Genomic DNA, 14,663 nt, shown 5'->3' with positions numbered 1-14,663 from the left:
AGGGGCCAGTCCCCTGTATCAGGTGCTTTTTACTTTCATCTGATCCAAATAGTCAAGTGCGTCCTGCATGGTGTCGACAGGGACGATCTTCATATCGGACTTGATTGCTTTCGCCGTTTTTACCGCATTTTTGTAATCAGAATTTTCAGCTCCGTTTTGATTCGGCGCAAAGAAAATATCTTTTCCCGCTTTGTCTGCGGCGACGACTTTCTGATCGATTCCGCCGATCGGTCCGACTTTGCCGTCCACGTCGATTGTCCCCGTTCCGGCTATATTATAGCCTTTTGTTTCGTCAGGTTTTGTCAGCTGGTTGTAAATTTCTAAAGACATCATGAGACCCGCAGAAGGCCCGCCGATGTTTTCAATGCTGAAATGAAGATCCGGCTTCACTTTCACGTTCCGGTCCGTATATAATGCGACGCCGATTCCCGCTCTTTTCGGGTCGTCCGGGAAGGATTTCAGCACAATGTCAACGGTCTTTTCTTTCGTGTCCCGTTCAATGTGAAACGTTACTTTTTCCCCCGCTTTTTTGCTGCTGATATAATCAATCAGCTTTTCAGCGGAATCATATGTTTTCCCGTCCGCGCTGATGATTTTATCACCGACCTCTATTTTTCCTTTTGCCGGCATGTCAGAGACGACTGAGCTGGCATAAATGCCGTTAAATGAGTATTTCACCTGTTTCCCGGCTTTTTGATAAGCGGCAATGACCGCGTTTTCTTGGGAGCTTTTCATCATTTGCAGCTGGCGCTTCATATAATCCGAGTCCGATTCGCCCTCTTCTTTTATGCTTTCGTCAGGGACGATTTCATCGTAAGGATGCACTTTCGCCCAAAGATATGTATACGGATTGGCGGGGCCTACTTTGACAGTCATCAAGGAAAGGCTTCCTTTTTCAGGATAGCCTCCGTCCACCTTAATCAGCGGTCTCAGCTCTGATGCTTCTCCCGGCTGTGTGATGTAATACGGAAGCTTAATAAATGTAACAGCGATTAATAAGATTAGGATGATAAACACCCAGCGAAAATGTTTTGCTTTCATATGAGCTAGCCCTCCCAGTTCTCTATTTCTTGTTTAATCCGGCCGATCATCCGGTCTGCGGCTTCTTCGCCCGCTGTGATCATATGATCAATGTTGGCAAAAGAACTTGAGCTGAATGATTCAAGAGAAGGGCGGATCATGACGTCTGCGGCAATGGTCTGGTGACGGACCAATTCATTTTGCAGTATATCCATACTTTGCATGATTACATCAAAAATATGTGCCGCCTTTTCCGTTTTTTTCACCCGGGATACGTCAGAGGCGATGACGATATCAGCACCCATATCTTTTACGGCGGAAACCGGTATTCTGTCGACCACCGCGCCGTCGACTAACATACGTCCGTTCATTTTTTGCGGGACGAAAACGCCCGGTATGCTGATGCTCGCGCGGACGGCTTCTGACACTGAACCTTTCGTAAAAACGAGTTTTTCGCCGGTCTGAAGGTCGCAGGCCACGATGCCGAGCGGGATCCGCAGTTCTTCTATCGGCTTGCCGTACGTATAGGCATGAACGAGCTGCCTGATGCGGTCTCCTTTTAAAAAACCAAGCCTCGGCATCGTATAATCCGCGTACAGCCGCCGCTTAAATGCTTTAGCGACTTTTTTCATCGTGGCCACGTCATGCCCGGCCGCATAAAAGCTCCCGACTAATGCTCCCATGCTGCTGCCGGCAATCATATCAATTGGAATCTGATGCTTATGTAAACTGGATAACACTCCGAGATGAGCGATGCCTCTTGCCCCTCCCGAACCTAACGCTAACCCGATTGTAGGTTTGGCCAACGCGACGAACCCCCTAATAGACATCCTATACATGAATTCTATGGTCTAAATTGAACCCCTATGCTCGTATATTAGTACAGGATGACAAATAGGTACTTGCCCGGCCGCCTTTAAGGTCTGTTCTATATTTTATCATGATATAAATGTCAGTGTGCAATTTTAGCATTGGGGAGGTAAGAATGAATTTGTCTAAGTTTCATACATTTTTGATTTCATTGTTTTTCATTTTTTTAACGGCGACGGTTATTTCACACCCTCAGGCCTCATTCGAAGCCTCCAAAACCGGTCTTTCCATGTGGTGGGAGGTAGTTTTTCCTTCATTGCTTCCGTTTTTTATTCTATCTGAGCTTTTAATCGGATTCGGCATTGTCAAGTTTGTCGGCCTTTTACTCGAACCCTTTATGCGTCCCATTTTCAGAGTGCCCGGGGTCGGCGGATTTGTACTGGCTATGGGCATGGCTTCAGGCAATCCGGCCGGCGCGAAGCTGACTGCACGGCTGCGCCAGGATAAACAAATCTCCAGAGTAGAGGCTGAACGCCTCGTCTCTTTTACCAATTCATCCAATCCGTTATTTATATTCGCTGCTGTGGCAGTCGGCTTTTTTCATAACGCGTCTCTCGGCATTCTGCTGGCATCGGCTCACTATCTCGGAAACATCGCCGTCGGCCTGACGATGCGTTCATACGGACGGAAAGAAGAAGCGGCGTATACTGGTAAAAAGACGATCGCTCTCCCTTCTCTGAAGGAAGCATTTCTGGCCCTCCACAAGGCGCGGCTTTCGGAAAAGCGGCCGCTCGGAAAAATTTTGGGCGACGCCGTCACCTCTTCTGTACAAACCTTGCTGATGGTGGGCGGTTTTATTATATTGTTTTCGGTTTTCAGCCGGTTATTATCAATCGTACAAGTCATGGATGTGCTTTCTGTATTTACAAACGCGCTGCTTTCGCTTTTTCATCTTCCGGCAAATCTGGACATCCCTCTTATCAGCGGGATGTTTGAAATTACACTTGGGAGCAAACTGGTCAGTGAAGCTGATGCCGACTTGCTGCCGAAAGCCATGATTGTGAGTTTTATTCTCGGGTTCAGCGGCCTTTCCGTACAGGCCCAGGTAGCCGGCATTTTATCGGAAACAGATATCCGCTTTAAACCATTTTTCGCGGCGCGTATCCTTCAGGGCATTTATGCCGCACTCTTTATTCTCTTACTGTGGAAGCCGCTTTACCTTGCATTGGACGAACCTTACCAGTCCGTATTCCTCCCTTTCCGCGATCAGGAAGCGGTATCTGCTGCCGTCAGCGGATGGAATACACTTGTTGAAACCGGACCCGCCATCACGCTGACAGCTCTCGCCGTATACGCATTGATTTATTGTTACAGGCTGTCAGCACGGACAAAAAAAGGATGAGACGCCAATCAGCGCTTCTCATCCTTTAAATTTCTGCTTCAGCGCCTGTTCAACTTCCGGAGGAACAAACTCTGAAACAGGCCCGTTATATTTTGCGACTTCTTTTACGATGCTTGAACTTAAAAAAGAGTACTGATTGTTCGTCATCATAAAAAAAGTTTCTATTGATTCGTCGAGCACGCGGTTGACGGAAGTCCCCTGCATCTCATATTCGAAGTCAGAAACGGCTCTGAGCCCCCTGATAATCGCCTTCGCCCGCTTTTTTTTCGCATAGTCGATTAACAGTCCCTGTGACGTCTCGACCGTAACATTCGGTATGTCTTTTGTCACTTCTCTTAACAGCTCACATCGTTCCTCAACTGTAAACAGCGGCTGCTTAGAAGAATTATTGAGCACGCATACGTACACCTGCTCAAACACGTTTGCCCCCCGTCTGATAATGTCCAGATGTCCGTAGGTAACGGGATCAAAACTTCCGGGACATACAGCTATACTTGCCACATCACTACCCCCTATTTCGGTATATCGTCACTCCTGTAAGCCCGTAAATTTCCCTTCTTGTTACGGAAAGCGCGCCGACGGCTTCAGGAAGCGCAACGGCTTTATCATGCTCGGCTACGACAAAACCGTCTTCATTCAGCATGTTCTGCTCATCAATCATTTCGATAAGCGCTTTCAGCTTTTGCTCCTTATACGGAGGATCTAAGAAAATTCCGTCAAAACCTTTTTCCCGTTTCGCCGCGGCATAGAGAGCCCGCTCTGCATCATTGCGGTATACTTCCGCTGAAGACAGCAGATCAAGCGCTTTGATATTCGCTTTTACCGTTTGGATGGCTTTGAAATCACGATCCACAAAGATACAGCGGTCAAATCCGCGCGACAGCGCTTCAATCCCGAGACCGCCGCTCCCCGCAAATAAATCCAGCCCCGTTCCTCCGTCAAAATACGGGCCGATCATATTAAAAATAGACTCTTTTACTTTATCCGTCGTCGGCCTTGTTGATGTGCCCGGCACAGCCTTTAAGGCTCGTCCTTTTCTTGAACCGGAAATTACTCTCATTATTCACACCACTTTTTCTGAAAACTTTGATGTTTCTCATCGGCTGAGCCGTTATGTATCAAAACAATCCTTATCTTATCATAAAGCATTCTTTCAAACAATGAACGTGAAACCGTGTATACATATTCACATTCCTGTCAAGACTAAGTGTAACAGCATCAATGAATGATGTTGTTGCCAACCGCGGAGAAGACTTACGTTTCCCCATAAGTTCTTCCTCCGGTTTCTCCTCTCCCTTTTCCTTCTCCTTAACTTGTTAAGGAATAGAAGGACCCCGCAGGTATCTGCGGGGATTTTTTTATATGCCGATTTTATAATCGTACTCTTTCGCTTTATCAAGCTTTGATTCAAATTCCAGCTTTAAAAAAGGTTTATAAGAAGGCTCTACCTTCTTCACATAAGAATAAGAAGAAATCTTTTCCATTGTTTTTTCGATTAGATCCATATCGCAATACAGCACAACGTATTTCAGCCGCTTGGAAACATAATGAACGTTGCCGAATTTTCTCAGCATTTTGCTGTGTTTTAAAGAATGCAGATATACGATTATGCCTTGGCGCTTATTTTCCATCATGATCACCCGCCTGACTTTCTGTTCATTTTATGTAAAAGACGAGACGGCCGTCTCGTCAGGAAACTTTGCATCCGCAGCCGCCGCCGGAACCGCACCCGCCGCCGCAGGATGACAGGCCGTCAAAATAAGGATTCCCCGTCGGAACTTTTACATGCTCCGAGACGGCCGTTCCGAGTTCAATGCTGATCTCGTCAAGCAGCGACTGAAGCTCAGTCTCCGCTTTTTTAAATTCGGCCACCTTATCGTTTAAATCCAGTTCCCGCTTCATTTCTCTCATTTTGCGGGAAATCTCTCTATAATCAGGATGGTATTTGCCAAAGCGCTGCACATCCTCATACTGCTCTTTAACGCTCATAAAAGAACGAATGATCCGCCCTGCCTCTTCATCTTCACGGAGACGCTTGTAACAATCGCGGTAATTTTCAGCCGTCTCAGACTGCAGAATCATGCCGGCAAGCTGCTCCGCTTCACTTTGAAGCTTGACGGACTCAATTGTTGCATACATAAATACGCACCTCCAGTTGCTAGTTTACCATGAAACCACCCAATTGGAAAATGCGGCGTTTAAACGCTTTTTAATCCTGTGAACGCATGGCGTGAACCATCTGCATCATCATCTGCGCCATTTGAATCCCGTTTGAGAATTGGCTTACCCGATGCGGTATCGTCTTTTCATAAAAATTCATCATGTCAAGCTGAAAGGAATTGAGATCGTCCGGTTTTCTCGCAAGTCTGCGGTACCAGACGGGACGCTGCCGTATAAACCGTTTCCGTTCCTCATCTGCGGATATGAATTCCTGAACCTCTTTTCGCATACACGATCCCCTTCTTTAATCCTTTCTGAACGAAAAAGGATGTTGTCCGGAGCCTTGCCGGGGCTGCTTCGTGCTGCTCCCCGAAAATTGGCTTAAAAGGCTTTGCAATGATGAAATGGACTGGCTCATTTTATTGATCTGCTCATTCATTTGGTTGATATCCATCTTTTTGACGGCAGTGACCATTTTTGAAACGAAATCGTTTTTTTCAGCTGGTTCCTGTTTGGTTTCCGCGTCGGAAGAAGGCTGAACGGCCTCGTCTTTAAAAGGATCCCATATCGGATCATCCTCGCCCAGAAGAACCCAATTTTCATAGACTTCCTGCCAGCTCCTTTGTTCCTTGCGAACATTTTGGATCAGTTTGGGATGCTTTTTTACGAATTGTTTAAAATCATCGATTGATTGCCGTGATTGCTGATTCGCCACAATTCTCACCCCCTCCGAAAAGTTTTGCCTGCTATAATGTATCGGTTCATTCGCCTTAATGTTCGCCTAAATTGCGAAAAAAAGCAGGTATATTTTTTTCAGCAGGAGCGCCGCTCGCGAAAAAACATAAAAAAACCGCGGGGGACGCGCCCCTCTGCGGTTTTTACTGCCAAGGCTTAATGAAGTTTTGCGTATAATACTTCCGGTCCACGCCGACACCGAGGTGCGTATAATCCGGGCTTAACAGCGCCTTTCTGTGGCCTTCGCTGTTCAGCCAGCCCTCCACGGCGGCAGGACCGTCCACATAGTTGTAGGCAATATTTTCACCGGCCTCCCGGTATTTCACATCGCCTTTTTCTAAGCGGTCCTTCAGAGTCCCGTATTTCTTTGAGACGTGAGAGAAATACTTGTTATCCTTCATGTCCCTGCTGTGGCCGAATGCCACTTTTGCGGCGCCTTCGTCCCATTTCAGCCTTGCCAGTCCGTGTTTCACGCGGATGACATTTGTAATGTCGAGAATCTGCTGCTCACTCGCTCGTTCAATGTCGTTCCATTTTTCATCAGAAACTGGCTCGGGTTCTGTCAGCTTTCCTCTGTACATGACTTCATACGGCCTTTGTTTCACAAGTGTTTCCGCATCAAATGCCCTGATGCTTGACAGATTCCCGTCAAATTTGTCCATGTACAGCTGAACATACATTCCGCCTATCTTGACGGTGGGACGGGTATTGATATCTTCTTCAGAAAACTCGAACCGATACGTGTTTCCCTTGTCAGTCACATTGACAAAAGGAGAAACCTGCGTCGTTTTAAAAACTTCGCCCGTCGATTCGCCGATCTTAAACGGTTTTGCGTTGATGCCGCTTCCCGAAGCGTACAAAGTCACGGCTTTATCATTCAAAATACCGACTTGTACGTATTGGTCTTTCCCCTGGTTGTACACCCACCACTCGTAATCGTAGGCAGAAGGATCTTTCCGGGACGGTTCCCCAAGTTTCTTTTTCACATCGGCGGCAGATTTCCCCATGAGAGAAAGCAGTCCGGATGACGGCATTTTCAGCCGTTTTCCGCTCTCTTCTTCATTGGAAACCTGAGGCTCCTCCTGATCCGTCTTTTTCTGAGGAGCCGATCCATATTGTATAAACAGAACATACGCTCCGTAAATAAGCAAAAGGATAACGAGAGCCCTTGCGATATTTTTCAACCTCTCACCCCCATATGTTCAAACCGTTCTGTTTTTGTTTACTCTTATACAGTACAGCCTATTTGCATCGTCCGTGATTTATGTTTAATGGATAAACCCCTCCGGACCGCCGTCTTCAGAAATGTCAGACAGCGCCCGGCCTGCTTGCTCATTTGATTGCTCGGCCAACGAAAGATCGCCGAGCGTAACAATGCCGACCAGTTTTTTATCCTTTGTGACGGGAATTCTTCTGAGCTGATGTTCAGCCATCAAATGGAGCACCTCCTCCACAGAGGCGTCTTCTTCTGCACTGATAACCCGCTCTGTCATTGCGTCGGTTATTTTTTGAGAGTTCGGCTTTTTTGAAGCAATTCCCCGTAATACGAGATCTCTGTCTGTCACGATCCCGACAAGGGTCGCGCCGTCTTCATCCACTATCGGAATGGCGCCGACATCCGCGTCTTTCATCTTCACCGCAGCTTCATATACATTATCTAATACTGTACAATATTGCAAGTCTGACGTCATGAGCTTATTGATCTTTGTCATTGCGGAATTCCTCCTTTTTTCTGCTACTATTGTCGTCAAATTTTTCTTTTTGCATACTTTCACCGTATGAATCATTGAAAGTGTAACGCTTTCATACTATGATTGTCAGGAAAGGGCATTTTTAAAAGGAGGGGGAAGGTTTGAAGTTTGAAAACAGCGGTCTTGAAGGGGTAACAGCGGAACTCAGCCGCTTGAATGATCTGATGGAAGGCAAAGGACTCATTCTGGCTGGACAATGGGATTATGAAAGAGTGACTTACGACAAAAAGTTTTCAGTACCTGAGGGGACATTTTATCTGCGGATTCAAGGAACGGCAAAAGAGGGCGATGTCGGCGGCAGCCGGGCCGTGATTCAGCTGAAGGCCCCTCTTTTAGGAAAGCATTATTATCCGCACGGCGTAGAATACGGCAGCGCTGAAGAATTTCCGGAACATGTCGTCGCTGAAAGCAAAGCTTTACTGCTTGAATTGGAAGAGTCATTAAAAACAGTGCAAATGTAATAAAAAAGTACAGCATATTCTGCTGTACTTTTTTTACGAGACGGTATGCTCGATATACGGCGGCTCTGACAGCGTATCTTTTTCCCGTTCCGTTCTGACCCACTGAAAAAAGATGACAGCCAAATATGTTCCGTAGACCGCCTCTTGAATGATTTTCATCAGTACTGCACCAAGCTGCTGATCTTCCAGAGGAGGGAGCGTGTTAAACATCTCCGGTCCGGATAAAGGGATCTCCTCCAACAAGTCTAAAGGAACGCAAAGCTTCATTGCTTCGGCCCAAGCCGCCGGATCTGTATACGTGGCATACATGGGCGCCCCGCTGAACATAATGAGCGCGCAGGCCGGTGTTAACAGAATCCCGTCTGCCATAATATACCCCAGCTTCATTAAACCGCTGAGACGGGGCAGACCGTCCACCTTATGCACAAGCGGCCACCACATAAAAAACGCCGTTACAAAGATGAGTCCGTTCATCAGCGTATGATACAGCGAATCCGTTTTGACGAAATCAAATATAAACGGGATGTGATACAGTGAAAAAATACCGTTAAACAGCACTAATGCGATAAGCGGCATTGAAAAGAACGAAAACAGCGGCTTTACGACAGGACGGAAGATCAGTTTTTTCCATGCCCAGCCGGGAATTCCGGAAATCAACAGCGGCGGTACGACTAAAAACAGAACCGCCATCTGCGTCATATGGGCGCTGAACATCACATGGCCCAATAAATCAACCGGACTTCCCGCAGCCGTGTAAAAAAATAGCGCGGAAAGCACAAACAGCACCTTCTCCTTAGCGGCCACACGTCCTTTATGCCGGCTGCACCAGTAAAAGTAAACACCTGTTATCACGGCAGTTATACAAAACAGATACGGGCTCCACATTGCGCGAAACCCGAACATTTCCAAATTAATCAAATCTCTCACTCCCCGCCGCCCCGATTACCACCAAATAATCGTGACAAATGCAAGCACGGTGATAAACGCGACAAATATTCCCGAATACAGAAATAATGACGGCGCTTCATGCCCCTTCTGGCTCATATGCATAAAGTAAAACAGCTGAAAGATGACCTGGATGACCGCAAGCAGGATCAGAAACGGCATCGTAAACCATCCGGCAATGCCGTCAGCAGCCACCGTCAAAAACGCGACAAGCGTAAGGCCGATCATCAAACCGAAGGATATGACCTGATATTTCATCTCCTCGGCATTTTTCTTTTTCCGATATTCGAGATCCGTACTGACAGTCCCTCTGTTTTTGTTATCGTCCATCGTTATCCCACCATCCCCATCAAATATACAACGGTAAAGATAAAGACCCACACGACATCGATAAAATGCCAATATAAGCTGGCCACATAATATTTCGGCGCATTATAAAGGCTGAGCCCTCTTTTCGCATTCCGGATCATAAGCGCGCTGATCCACAACAGCCCGAACGCCACGTGTGCTCCGTGTGTGCCGACGAGCGTGTAAAACGCTGAGCCGAGCGCAGAGCTTGTAATGGTAAAGCCGAATTCGTGAGTGTAATGCATAAATTCATAGATTTCTACCCCTAAAAATCCCGCTCCCAATAATACGGTAACCAGAAGCCACACCTGCATTTTTTTAAAGGAGAAATTTTTCATATGATACATCGCATACACACTCGTTAAGCTGCTCGTTAAAAGAAGCATCGTCGCGATAAACACGATCGGCAGCTCAAACATCTCAGCCGTTGACGGCCCTCCGGCTTTAGATTCCCGTAAAGCAAGAAATGTCGCAAATAGCGAGGCGAACAGAACCGTTTCGCCGCCGAGAAACAGCCAAAATCCCAAAAACTTATTTTTCCCCTCCAGCGTTGCTTTTTCAGGAGAAGCCGGAAAGGTTTCAGCCGTCATTTTTTCCTGCAGCTGCATTACGCCTTCACCCCTTTATCATCATTCGGCAGATCTTCTTTGTGAATATGATAGCCGTAATCATCGACCACAGAGCGAAGCAGCATGGTAAAGAATGTGATGCCGAGCCCTATGAAGATAACCGGAAGCCCCCATGAATAATCGGAGTGGTATAAAAACCCAAACGCTGCGACAAACAGCCCGAAAGATATGATAAACGGCATGATGGAGCCGTTCGGCATATGAATGTCCTCTACAGGCTCTGCAGGCACCATCCCTTCATTTCCGGCCTGCTTTTCAATCCACAGCGGGTCAAGTCCCCGGACAAACGGAAGCTGTTTAAAATTATATTCCGGCGGCGGCGAAGAGACCGCCCATTCAAGCGTACGACCGTCCAGCCACGGGTCGTTCCCGACGTATTTCCCCTTTATTGAGGTATAAATAATATTGACGACGAGTAAAACTGCCGCGCCCGCCATGAAAAACGCGCCGATTGAACTGATCAGGTTGCCGGTATCAAGCCCCTGGCCGGGCAGATATGTGTAAACGCGCCGCGGCATTCCCATCAAGCCGAGGAAATGCTGAATGAAGAAGGTAAGATGAAACCCGATAAAAAATAAGACGAACGAAATTTTTCCCATCGTTTCATGAAGCACCTTCCCGAACATTTTCGGCCACCAGAAATGCACGCCCGCCAGGATGCCGAACACAACGCCGCCGATAATGACGTAGTGGAAATGCGCTACGACAAAATACGTATCATGGAACTGATAATCTGCCGCTGCGGCCGCCAGCATGACACCCGTGACTCCTCCGAGTACGAAAGAAGGAATAAAGGCGACGGCATACAGCATAGGCGTCGTGAATTTGACATTTCCTCCCCAGATGGTCAAAAGCCAGTTGAAAATTTTAATGCCCGTAGGCACCGCGATCGCCATCGTCGCAACCGCAAATATCGCATTAGCGATCGGTCCGAGTCCCGTCGTAAACATATGGTGAACCCAAACCATGAACCCGAGAAAGCCGATCAGCACGATCGCAAAGACCATAGACGAATAACCGAACAGACGTTTCCTCGCAAATACGGGAATGATTTCTGAAAAAATCCCAAAGGCGGGAAGAATTAAAATGTACACTTCCGGATGCCCGAAAATCCAAAACAGATGCTCCCAGATTATCGTATTGCCGCCCAATTCAGGATTAAAGAAATTCGTTCCGAACAAACGATCCAGCATCATCAGCGCCAAACCGACGGTGAGCGGAGGAAATGCGAATAAAATGAGTGCCGACGCCACAAATGTCGTCCACGTAAACAGCGGCAATCTCATATACGTCAAACCCGGCGCCCTCATATTAATAATCGTGGCGAGAAAATTGATCCCCGCAATCAGCGTACCTAAGCCTGATATTTGCAGGCCGAGCACGAAAAAGTCTATGCCGTGCCCTTTCGAATTCAGCGCAAGTGACGCGTACGACGTCCATCCTGCATCAGGAGCGCCCCCTAAAAACCAGCTCAGATTCAAAAAGATGCCTCCGAAGAAAAACAGCCAAAATCCGAGCGCATTCAAAAATGGGAATGATACGTCACGCGCCCCGATCTGCAGCGGCACAACCGCGTTCATCAGCCCGAATAACAGCGGCATCGCCGCCAGGAAGATCATTGTCGTGCCGTGCATCGTCATAATTTCATTAAACTGCTGCGCACCCATAAAATCGTTCCCCGGCCTCAAGAGCTGAATCCTGATAAGCATGGCCTCAAGTCCGCCGACGACGAAGAAAAATCCCCCGGCGATCATATATAAAATCGCGATTTTCTTATGGTCAACCGTCGTCAAATAATCCCAAAGCAAAGAGCTTTTTCTTTGCTGTCCTGTAAGCGTATTCATCATTTGCGACCTCCCCCCTGATATCTCCCTGTCCTCACTTGTTCTCCGCTTTCAGCCCTTTTAAATATTCATACAGCGCATCCGTTTCAGCGTCCGAGAGCTTCGGATAAGTGCCTGTCATTTTATTGCCCGGTTTAATGCTGTCCGGATTTTTCAGCCAGGCTTTTATATTCTCTTTATTCGCATCCTTAATGCCGGCCACTTTGACCCGTTCACCGAAGGTAGCGAGGTTCGGAGCCGTTCTTGCCGCTTCAGCCCGTTTATCATTGGGCTCAACCGCATGACAGCTCAGGCAGTTTTTTTCCTTAAAGAGCTCTTCTCCTTGCGCGGCTAAACCGGAATCTGTTGTATGCTTATAATTTTTCATCGCTTTCGTCCATTGTTTAAATTCTTTTGACGGCAGCGGTTTCACTTTGAAATCCATCAGCGCATGTGAAGGTCCGCACAGCTCTGCGCATTTCCCGAAGAAATATTCTCCCGCTTCTTTGCTGCGTTTAGAATCGAAGGTCAGAAAGAAAGTATTGTCATTATCCGTATTCGTATCGATTTTTCCCCCGGCTGACGGAATCCAGAAAGAGTGTTTCACATCTGAGGACTTCAGCTTGAAATAGACGCGTTCATCTGTGGGAACGATCAGCTCCTGACTTGTCACAAACCCGTAATCAGGATACTCGAATTCCCACCAGTATAAATTCGCCCTTACATTAATCACGAGCGCATCCTCTGCTTTACGGTTTTTCTTATCCATCGGCGACGTATCCGCCAGCGCCAATGTGTCGATGACAACCGGAATGACAAGAATAATCAGAAGCAAGATCGGAATAACGGTCCAGGTGATTTCTAAAAAACGGTTCCCCTCCACCTGTTTCGGTATCGTGTCTTCCCCTACACGCGACCGTCTGAACCTCACAATGACGTAAAAGAAAATAACTGCTACGACCGCAACGACGACAACCATGATAAGTGTGCTGAGCACCGTCAGATCATATTGTTTATCAGCCACTTCGCCGGCAGGCTTGAGTGTGGACAGAAACGGTTTTCCACAGCCGCTCAATAAAAGCGGCACTAAGGCTAATAATGATAAAAGACGCCAACGCTTTAACATTTCACCCAACCCCTTTTTTGAATCAGTACGAGATGCACAAGCAGTAAATCTGCTTCCAGCCGAAATACTTCATTTCCTCATTTCTTAAAATATGAGATTTTTTACTTAAAATTCCATCTATGTATAAAAGCAAAGCCGCCTGATTAAACAAAAGGTCAAGGCGGCGTTTACTAGTTGTCATTGTTTGTTTTGGCGATCAAACAAGCTCATTATTCAATTAAAACAGCGTGAAGACCACCATCGCTACAAAATAAATGGTCATGTAATTAAGCGAATAGACAAACATAAGAGTTGCCCACTTCATGATGTTTTTCATGCGGAATCCCATCAGTCCGAGAACAAGCCATCCGACATTCAGCAAAGTGCCGAGAATGACGATCGGAAGACCGAGACTGCCGAGGAAAAACGGAAGCGGCAGCAGGCATGCGACCCAGACGATAATCTGTCTTTTCGTCACTTCAAAGCCGTGCACTACCGGAAGCATCGGAATATTCGCTGCTCTGTAATCTTCCGTCTTTTTAATCGCAAGCGCTAAAAAGTGCGGAATCTGCCAGATGAATAAAATCATGAATAAAACCCACGCGACAACACCGATGTGCCCTTCAACCGCTGTCCAGCCGATTAACGGCGGCACGGCGCCTGATACACTTCCGACAACCGTATTAATCGTATAACGGCGTTTCGTCCACATTGTATAAAGAACAACGTACGTAAACACGCCGATAAAACCGATGACTGCTGCCATCACGGTGGTCATCAAAAGCATGATAAGTCCTAAAGCAATGAGTAAAATTCCTGACCACAGCGCTTGATTCGGCTGAATCTTTCCGGTTACCGTCGGTCTTACTTTCGTGCGTTCCATTAAATGATCAATATCACGATCGTAATAGTTGTTAACCGCACAAGAACCGGCGATGATCAAAGAAGATCCTATTAATGTAAGAAGCACGGTGTTTAAATTGCCTAAAAAACTCAGACCGGATATATGTAACGCAAGCCACATGCCGGTAAAAGTCGTAATTAAATTCGAATTGACGATTCCTATTTTGATAAGCGAAAGGAAATCCTTCCATGCCGTCGTCTCTTCAATCTGTCCGTCTATAGCTGTATCGTTTAAAATTCTGGAATTAGCCATAACGTAAACCTCCCTTACAAACCTAAAGCAGGTTTTTTAAGACCTGCAACTCTATCATACAAGATAATGACCTGTAAAAAAACATTCTCTTAAATATTAAACGAGAAACAGGAATTTATTTGTGAACTTTTTATGAATTTTACCAAATCCGCCGGTTTCTTAATAAAGCGGTTACTTTATTTCTATCAGACCCATCTGGAATAATCAACCCCATTATCTAAGAAGTCCTGATTCTATTATATTTTTGTGAACAAACAGAATTGAGAATTGCCACAAAACACATATTCGCTTACACTTGGTACGTATATCATTTTGTCC

The 14,663-nt window shown here is 46.6% G+C and carries 18 protein-coding genes; 2 read left to right on the top strand and 16 right to left on the bottom strand.

From position 1 onward, the window contains the following. Positions 1 to 18 precede the first annotated feature (18 nt). On the bottom strand, positions 19 to 1,041 hold the full coding sequence (locus K3G25_RS03465) for a SepM family pheromone-processing serine protease (RefSeq protein WP_014417709.1): 1,023 nt from the start codon (positions 1,039 to 1,041) through the stop codon (positions 19 to 21). Positions 1,042 to 1,046: 5 nt separating this feature from the next. After that, positions 1,047 to 1,826: a patatin family protein gene (locus tag K3G25_RS03460; protein WP_014304961.1), complete on the bottom strand. Its 780-nt coding sequence runs from the start codon at positions 1,824 to 1,826 to the stop codon at positions 1,047 to 1,049. A gap of 179 nt (positions 1,827 to 2,005) precedes the next feature. Here K3G25_RS03460 and ylbJ point away from each other — a divergent pair, with 179 nt between their 5' ends. Continuing rightward, the gene (gene ylbJ / locus K3G25_RS03455) at positions 2,006 to 3,232 is read left to right on the top strand and encodes a sporulation integral membrane protein YlbJ (protein ID WP_022553383.1); all 1,227 of its coding nucleotides are present in this window, start codon (positions 2,006 to 2,008) and stop codon (positions 3,230 to 3,232) included. Positions 3,233 to 3,250: 18 nt separating this feature from the next. Here ylbJ and coaD read toward each other — a convergent pair whose 3' ends face one another. From coaD to K3G25_RS03415, 8 genes are all read right to left on the bottom strand, one after another. Further along, entirely contained in the window at positions 3,251 to 3,733 is a 483-nt protein-coding gene (gene coaD, locus K3G25_RS03450) for a pantetheine-phosphate adenylyltransferase (protein WP_014417707.1), read from the bottom strand. 4 nt (positions 3,734 to 3,737) lie between these two features. Next, the gene (gene rsmD, locus K3G25_RS03445; protein WP_007409693.1) at positions 3,738 to 4,292 is read right to left on the bottom strand and encodes a 16S rRNA (guanine(966)-N(2))-methyltransferase RsmD; all 555 of its coding nucleotides are present in this window, start codon (positions 4,290 to 4,292) and stop codon (positions 3,738 to 3,740) included. A 298-nt stretch (positions 4,293 to 4,590) separates the two neighbouring features. Further along, complete coding sequence (locus K3G25_RS03440; RefSeq protein WP_014417705.1) at positions 4,591 to 4,863, bottom strand: YlbG family protein; 273 nt, start codon at positions 4,861 to 4,863, stop codon at positions 4,591 to 4,593. A 58-nt stretch (positions 4,864 to 4,921) separates the two neighbouring features. Next, a complete protein-coding gene (locus K3G25_RS03435) occupies positions 4,922 to 5,371 on the bottom strand; it encodes a regulatory iron-sulfur-containing complex subunit RicF (RefSeq protein ID WP_003154472.1) in 450 nt (149 codons plus the stop codon). Positions 5,372 to 5,441: 70 nt separating this feature from the next. Further along, positions 5,442 to 5,681, bottom strand: a complete 240-nt coding sequence (locus K3G25_RS03430; RefSeq protein WP_003154475.1) for a YlbE-like family protein — start codon at positions 5,679 to 5,681, stop codon at positions 5,442 to 5,444. Positions 5,682 to 5,696: 15 nt separating this feature from the next. Beyond that, on the bottom strand, positions 5,697 to 6,107 hold the full coding sequence (locus K3G25_RS03425; protein ID WP_007409691.1) for a YlbD family protein: 411 nt from the start codon (positions 6,105 to 6,107) through the stop codon (positions 5,697 to 5,699). Positions 6,108 to 6,270: 163 nt separating this feature from the next. Beyond that, positions 6,271 to 7,311, bottom strand: coding sequence for a CAP domain-containing protein (locus tag K3G25_RS03420; RefSeq protein ID WP_029973706.1), 1,041 nt, complete (start codon positions 7,309 to 7,311; stop codon positions 6,271 to 6,273). An 84-nt stretch (positions 7,312 to 7,395) separates the two neighbouring features. Beyond that, positions 7,396 to 7,839 carry a CBS domain-containing protein gene (locus tag K3G25_RS03415; RefSeq protein WP_014417702.1) on the bottom strand — a complete coding sequence of 148 codons (444 nt, stop codon included), beginning with the start codon at positions 7,837 to 7,839 and terminating at the stop codon, positions 7,396 to 7,398. A 140-nt stretch (positions 7,840 to 7,979) separates the two neighbouring features. Between K3G25_RS03415 and K3G25_RS03410 the strand changes: the two genes are divergently transcribed. Then, positions 7,980 to 8,339: a YugN family protein gene (locus K3G25_RS03410; protein ID WP_007409688.1), complete on the top strand. Its 360-nt coding sequence runs from the start codon at positions 7,980 to 7,982 to the stop codon at positions 8,337 to 8,339. Between the two features lie 33 nt (positions 8,340 to 8,372). Here the strand turns inward: K3G25_RS03410 and ctaG are convergent, their stop codons facing one another. The 6 genes from ctaG to cyoE form a co-directional block, all read right to left on the bottom strand. Continuing rightward, a complete protein-coding gene (gene ctaG / locus K3G25_RS03405; RefSeq protein WP_025649488.1) occupies positions 8,373 to 9,257 on the bottom strand; it encodes a cytochrome c oxidase assembly factor CtaG in 885 nt (294 codons plus the stop codon). A gap of 24 nt (positions 9,258 to 9,281) precedes the next feature. Next, the gene (gene ctaF, locus K3G25_RS03400; RefSeq protein ID WP_007409686.1) at positions 9,282 to 9,614 is read right to left on the bottom strand and encodes a cytochrome c oxidase subunit IVB; all 333 of its coding nucleotides are present in this window, start codon (positions 9,612 to 9,614) and stop codon (positions 9,282 to 9,284) included. A gap of 2 nt (positions 9,615 to 9,616) precedes the next feature. Continuing rightward, positions 9,617 to 10,240 carry a cytochrome c oxidase subunit III gene (ctaE, locus tag K3G25_RS03395; RefSeq protein ID WP_003154482.1) on the bottom strand — a complete coding sequence of 208 codons (624 nt, stop codon included), beginning with the start codon at positions 10,238 to 10,240 and terminating at the stop codon, positions 9,617 to 9,619. Then, on the bottom strand, positions 10,240 to 12,108 hold the full coding sequence (ctaD, locus tag K3G25_RS03390) for a cytochrome c oxidase subunit I (RefSeq protein WP_232489589.1): 1,869 nt from the start codon (positions 12,106 to 12,108) through the stop codon (positions 10,240 to 10,242). The genes ctaE and ctaD overlap by 1 nt, the downstream gene beginning before the upstream one ends. Before the next feature lie 31 nt (positions 12,109 to 12,139). Next, the gene (gene coxB / locus K3G25_RS03385; RefSeq protein WP_014417699.1) at positions 12,140 to 13,210 is read right to left on the bottom strand and encodes a cytochrome c oxidase subunit II; all 1,071 of its coding nucleotides are present in this window, start codon (positions 13,208 to 13,210) and stop codon (positions 12,140 to 12,142) included. Positions 13,211 to 13,427: 217 nt separating this feature from the next. Further along, on the bottom strand, positions 13,428 to 14,345 hold the full coding sequence (cyoE, locus tag K3G25_RS03380) for a heme o synthase (RefSeq protein WP_003154486.1): 918 nt from the start codon (positions 14,343 to 14,345) through the stop codon (positions 13,428 to 13,430). Positions 14,346 to 14,663 lie beyond the last annotated feature (318 nt).

Origin of the sequence: Bacillus sp. FCW2, from assembly GCF_021228595.1 — a bacterium.
GTDB classification, from domain to species: domain Bacteria; phylum Bacillota; class Bacilli; order Bacillales; family Bacillaceae; genus Bacillus; species Bacillus velezensis.
The sequence above is the reverse complement of the archived record's forward strand: the minus strand, read 5'-3'. Positions and strand labels throughout refer to the sequence as shown.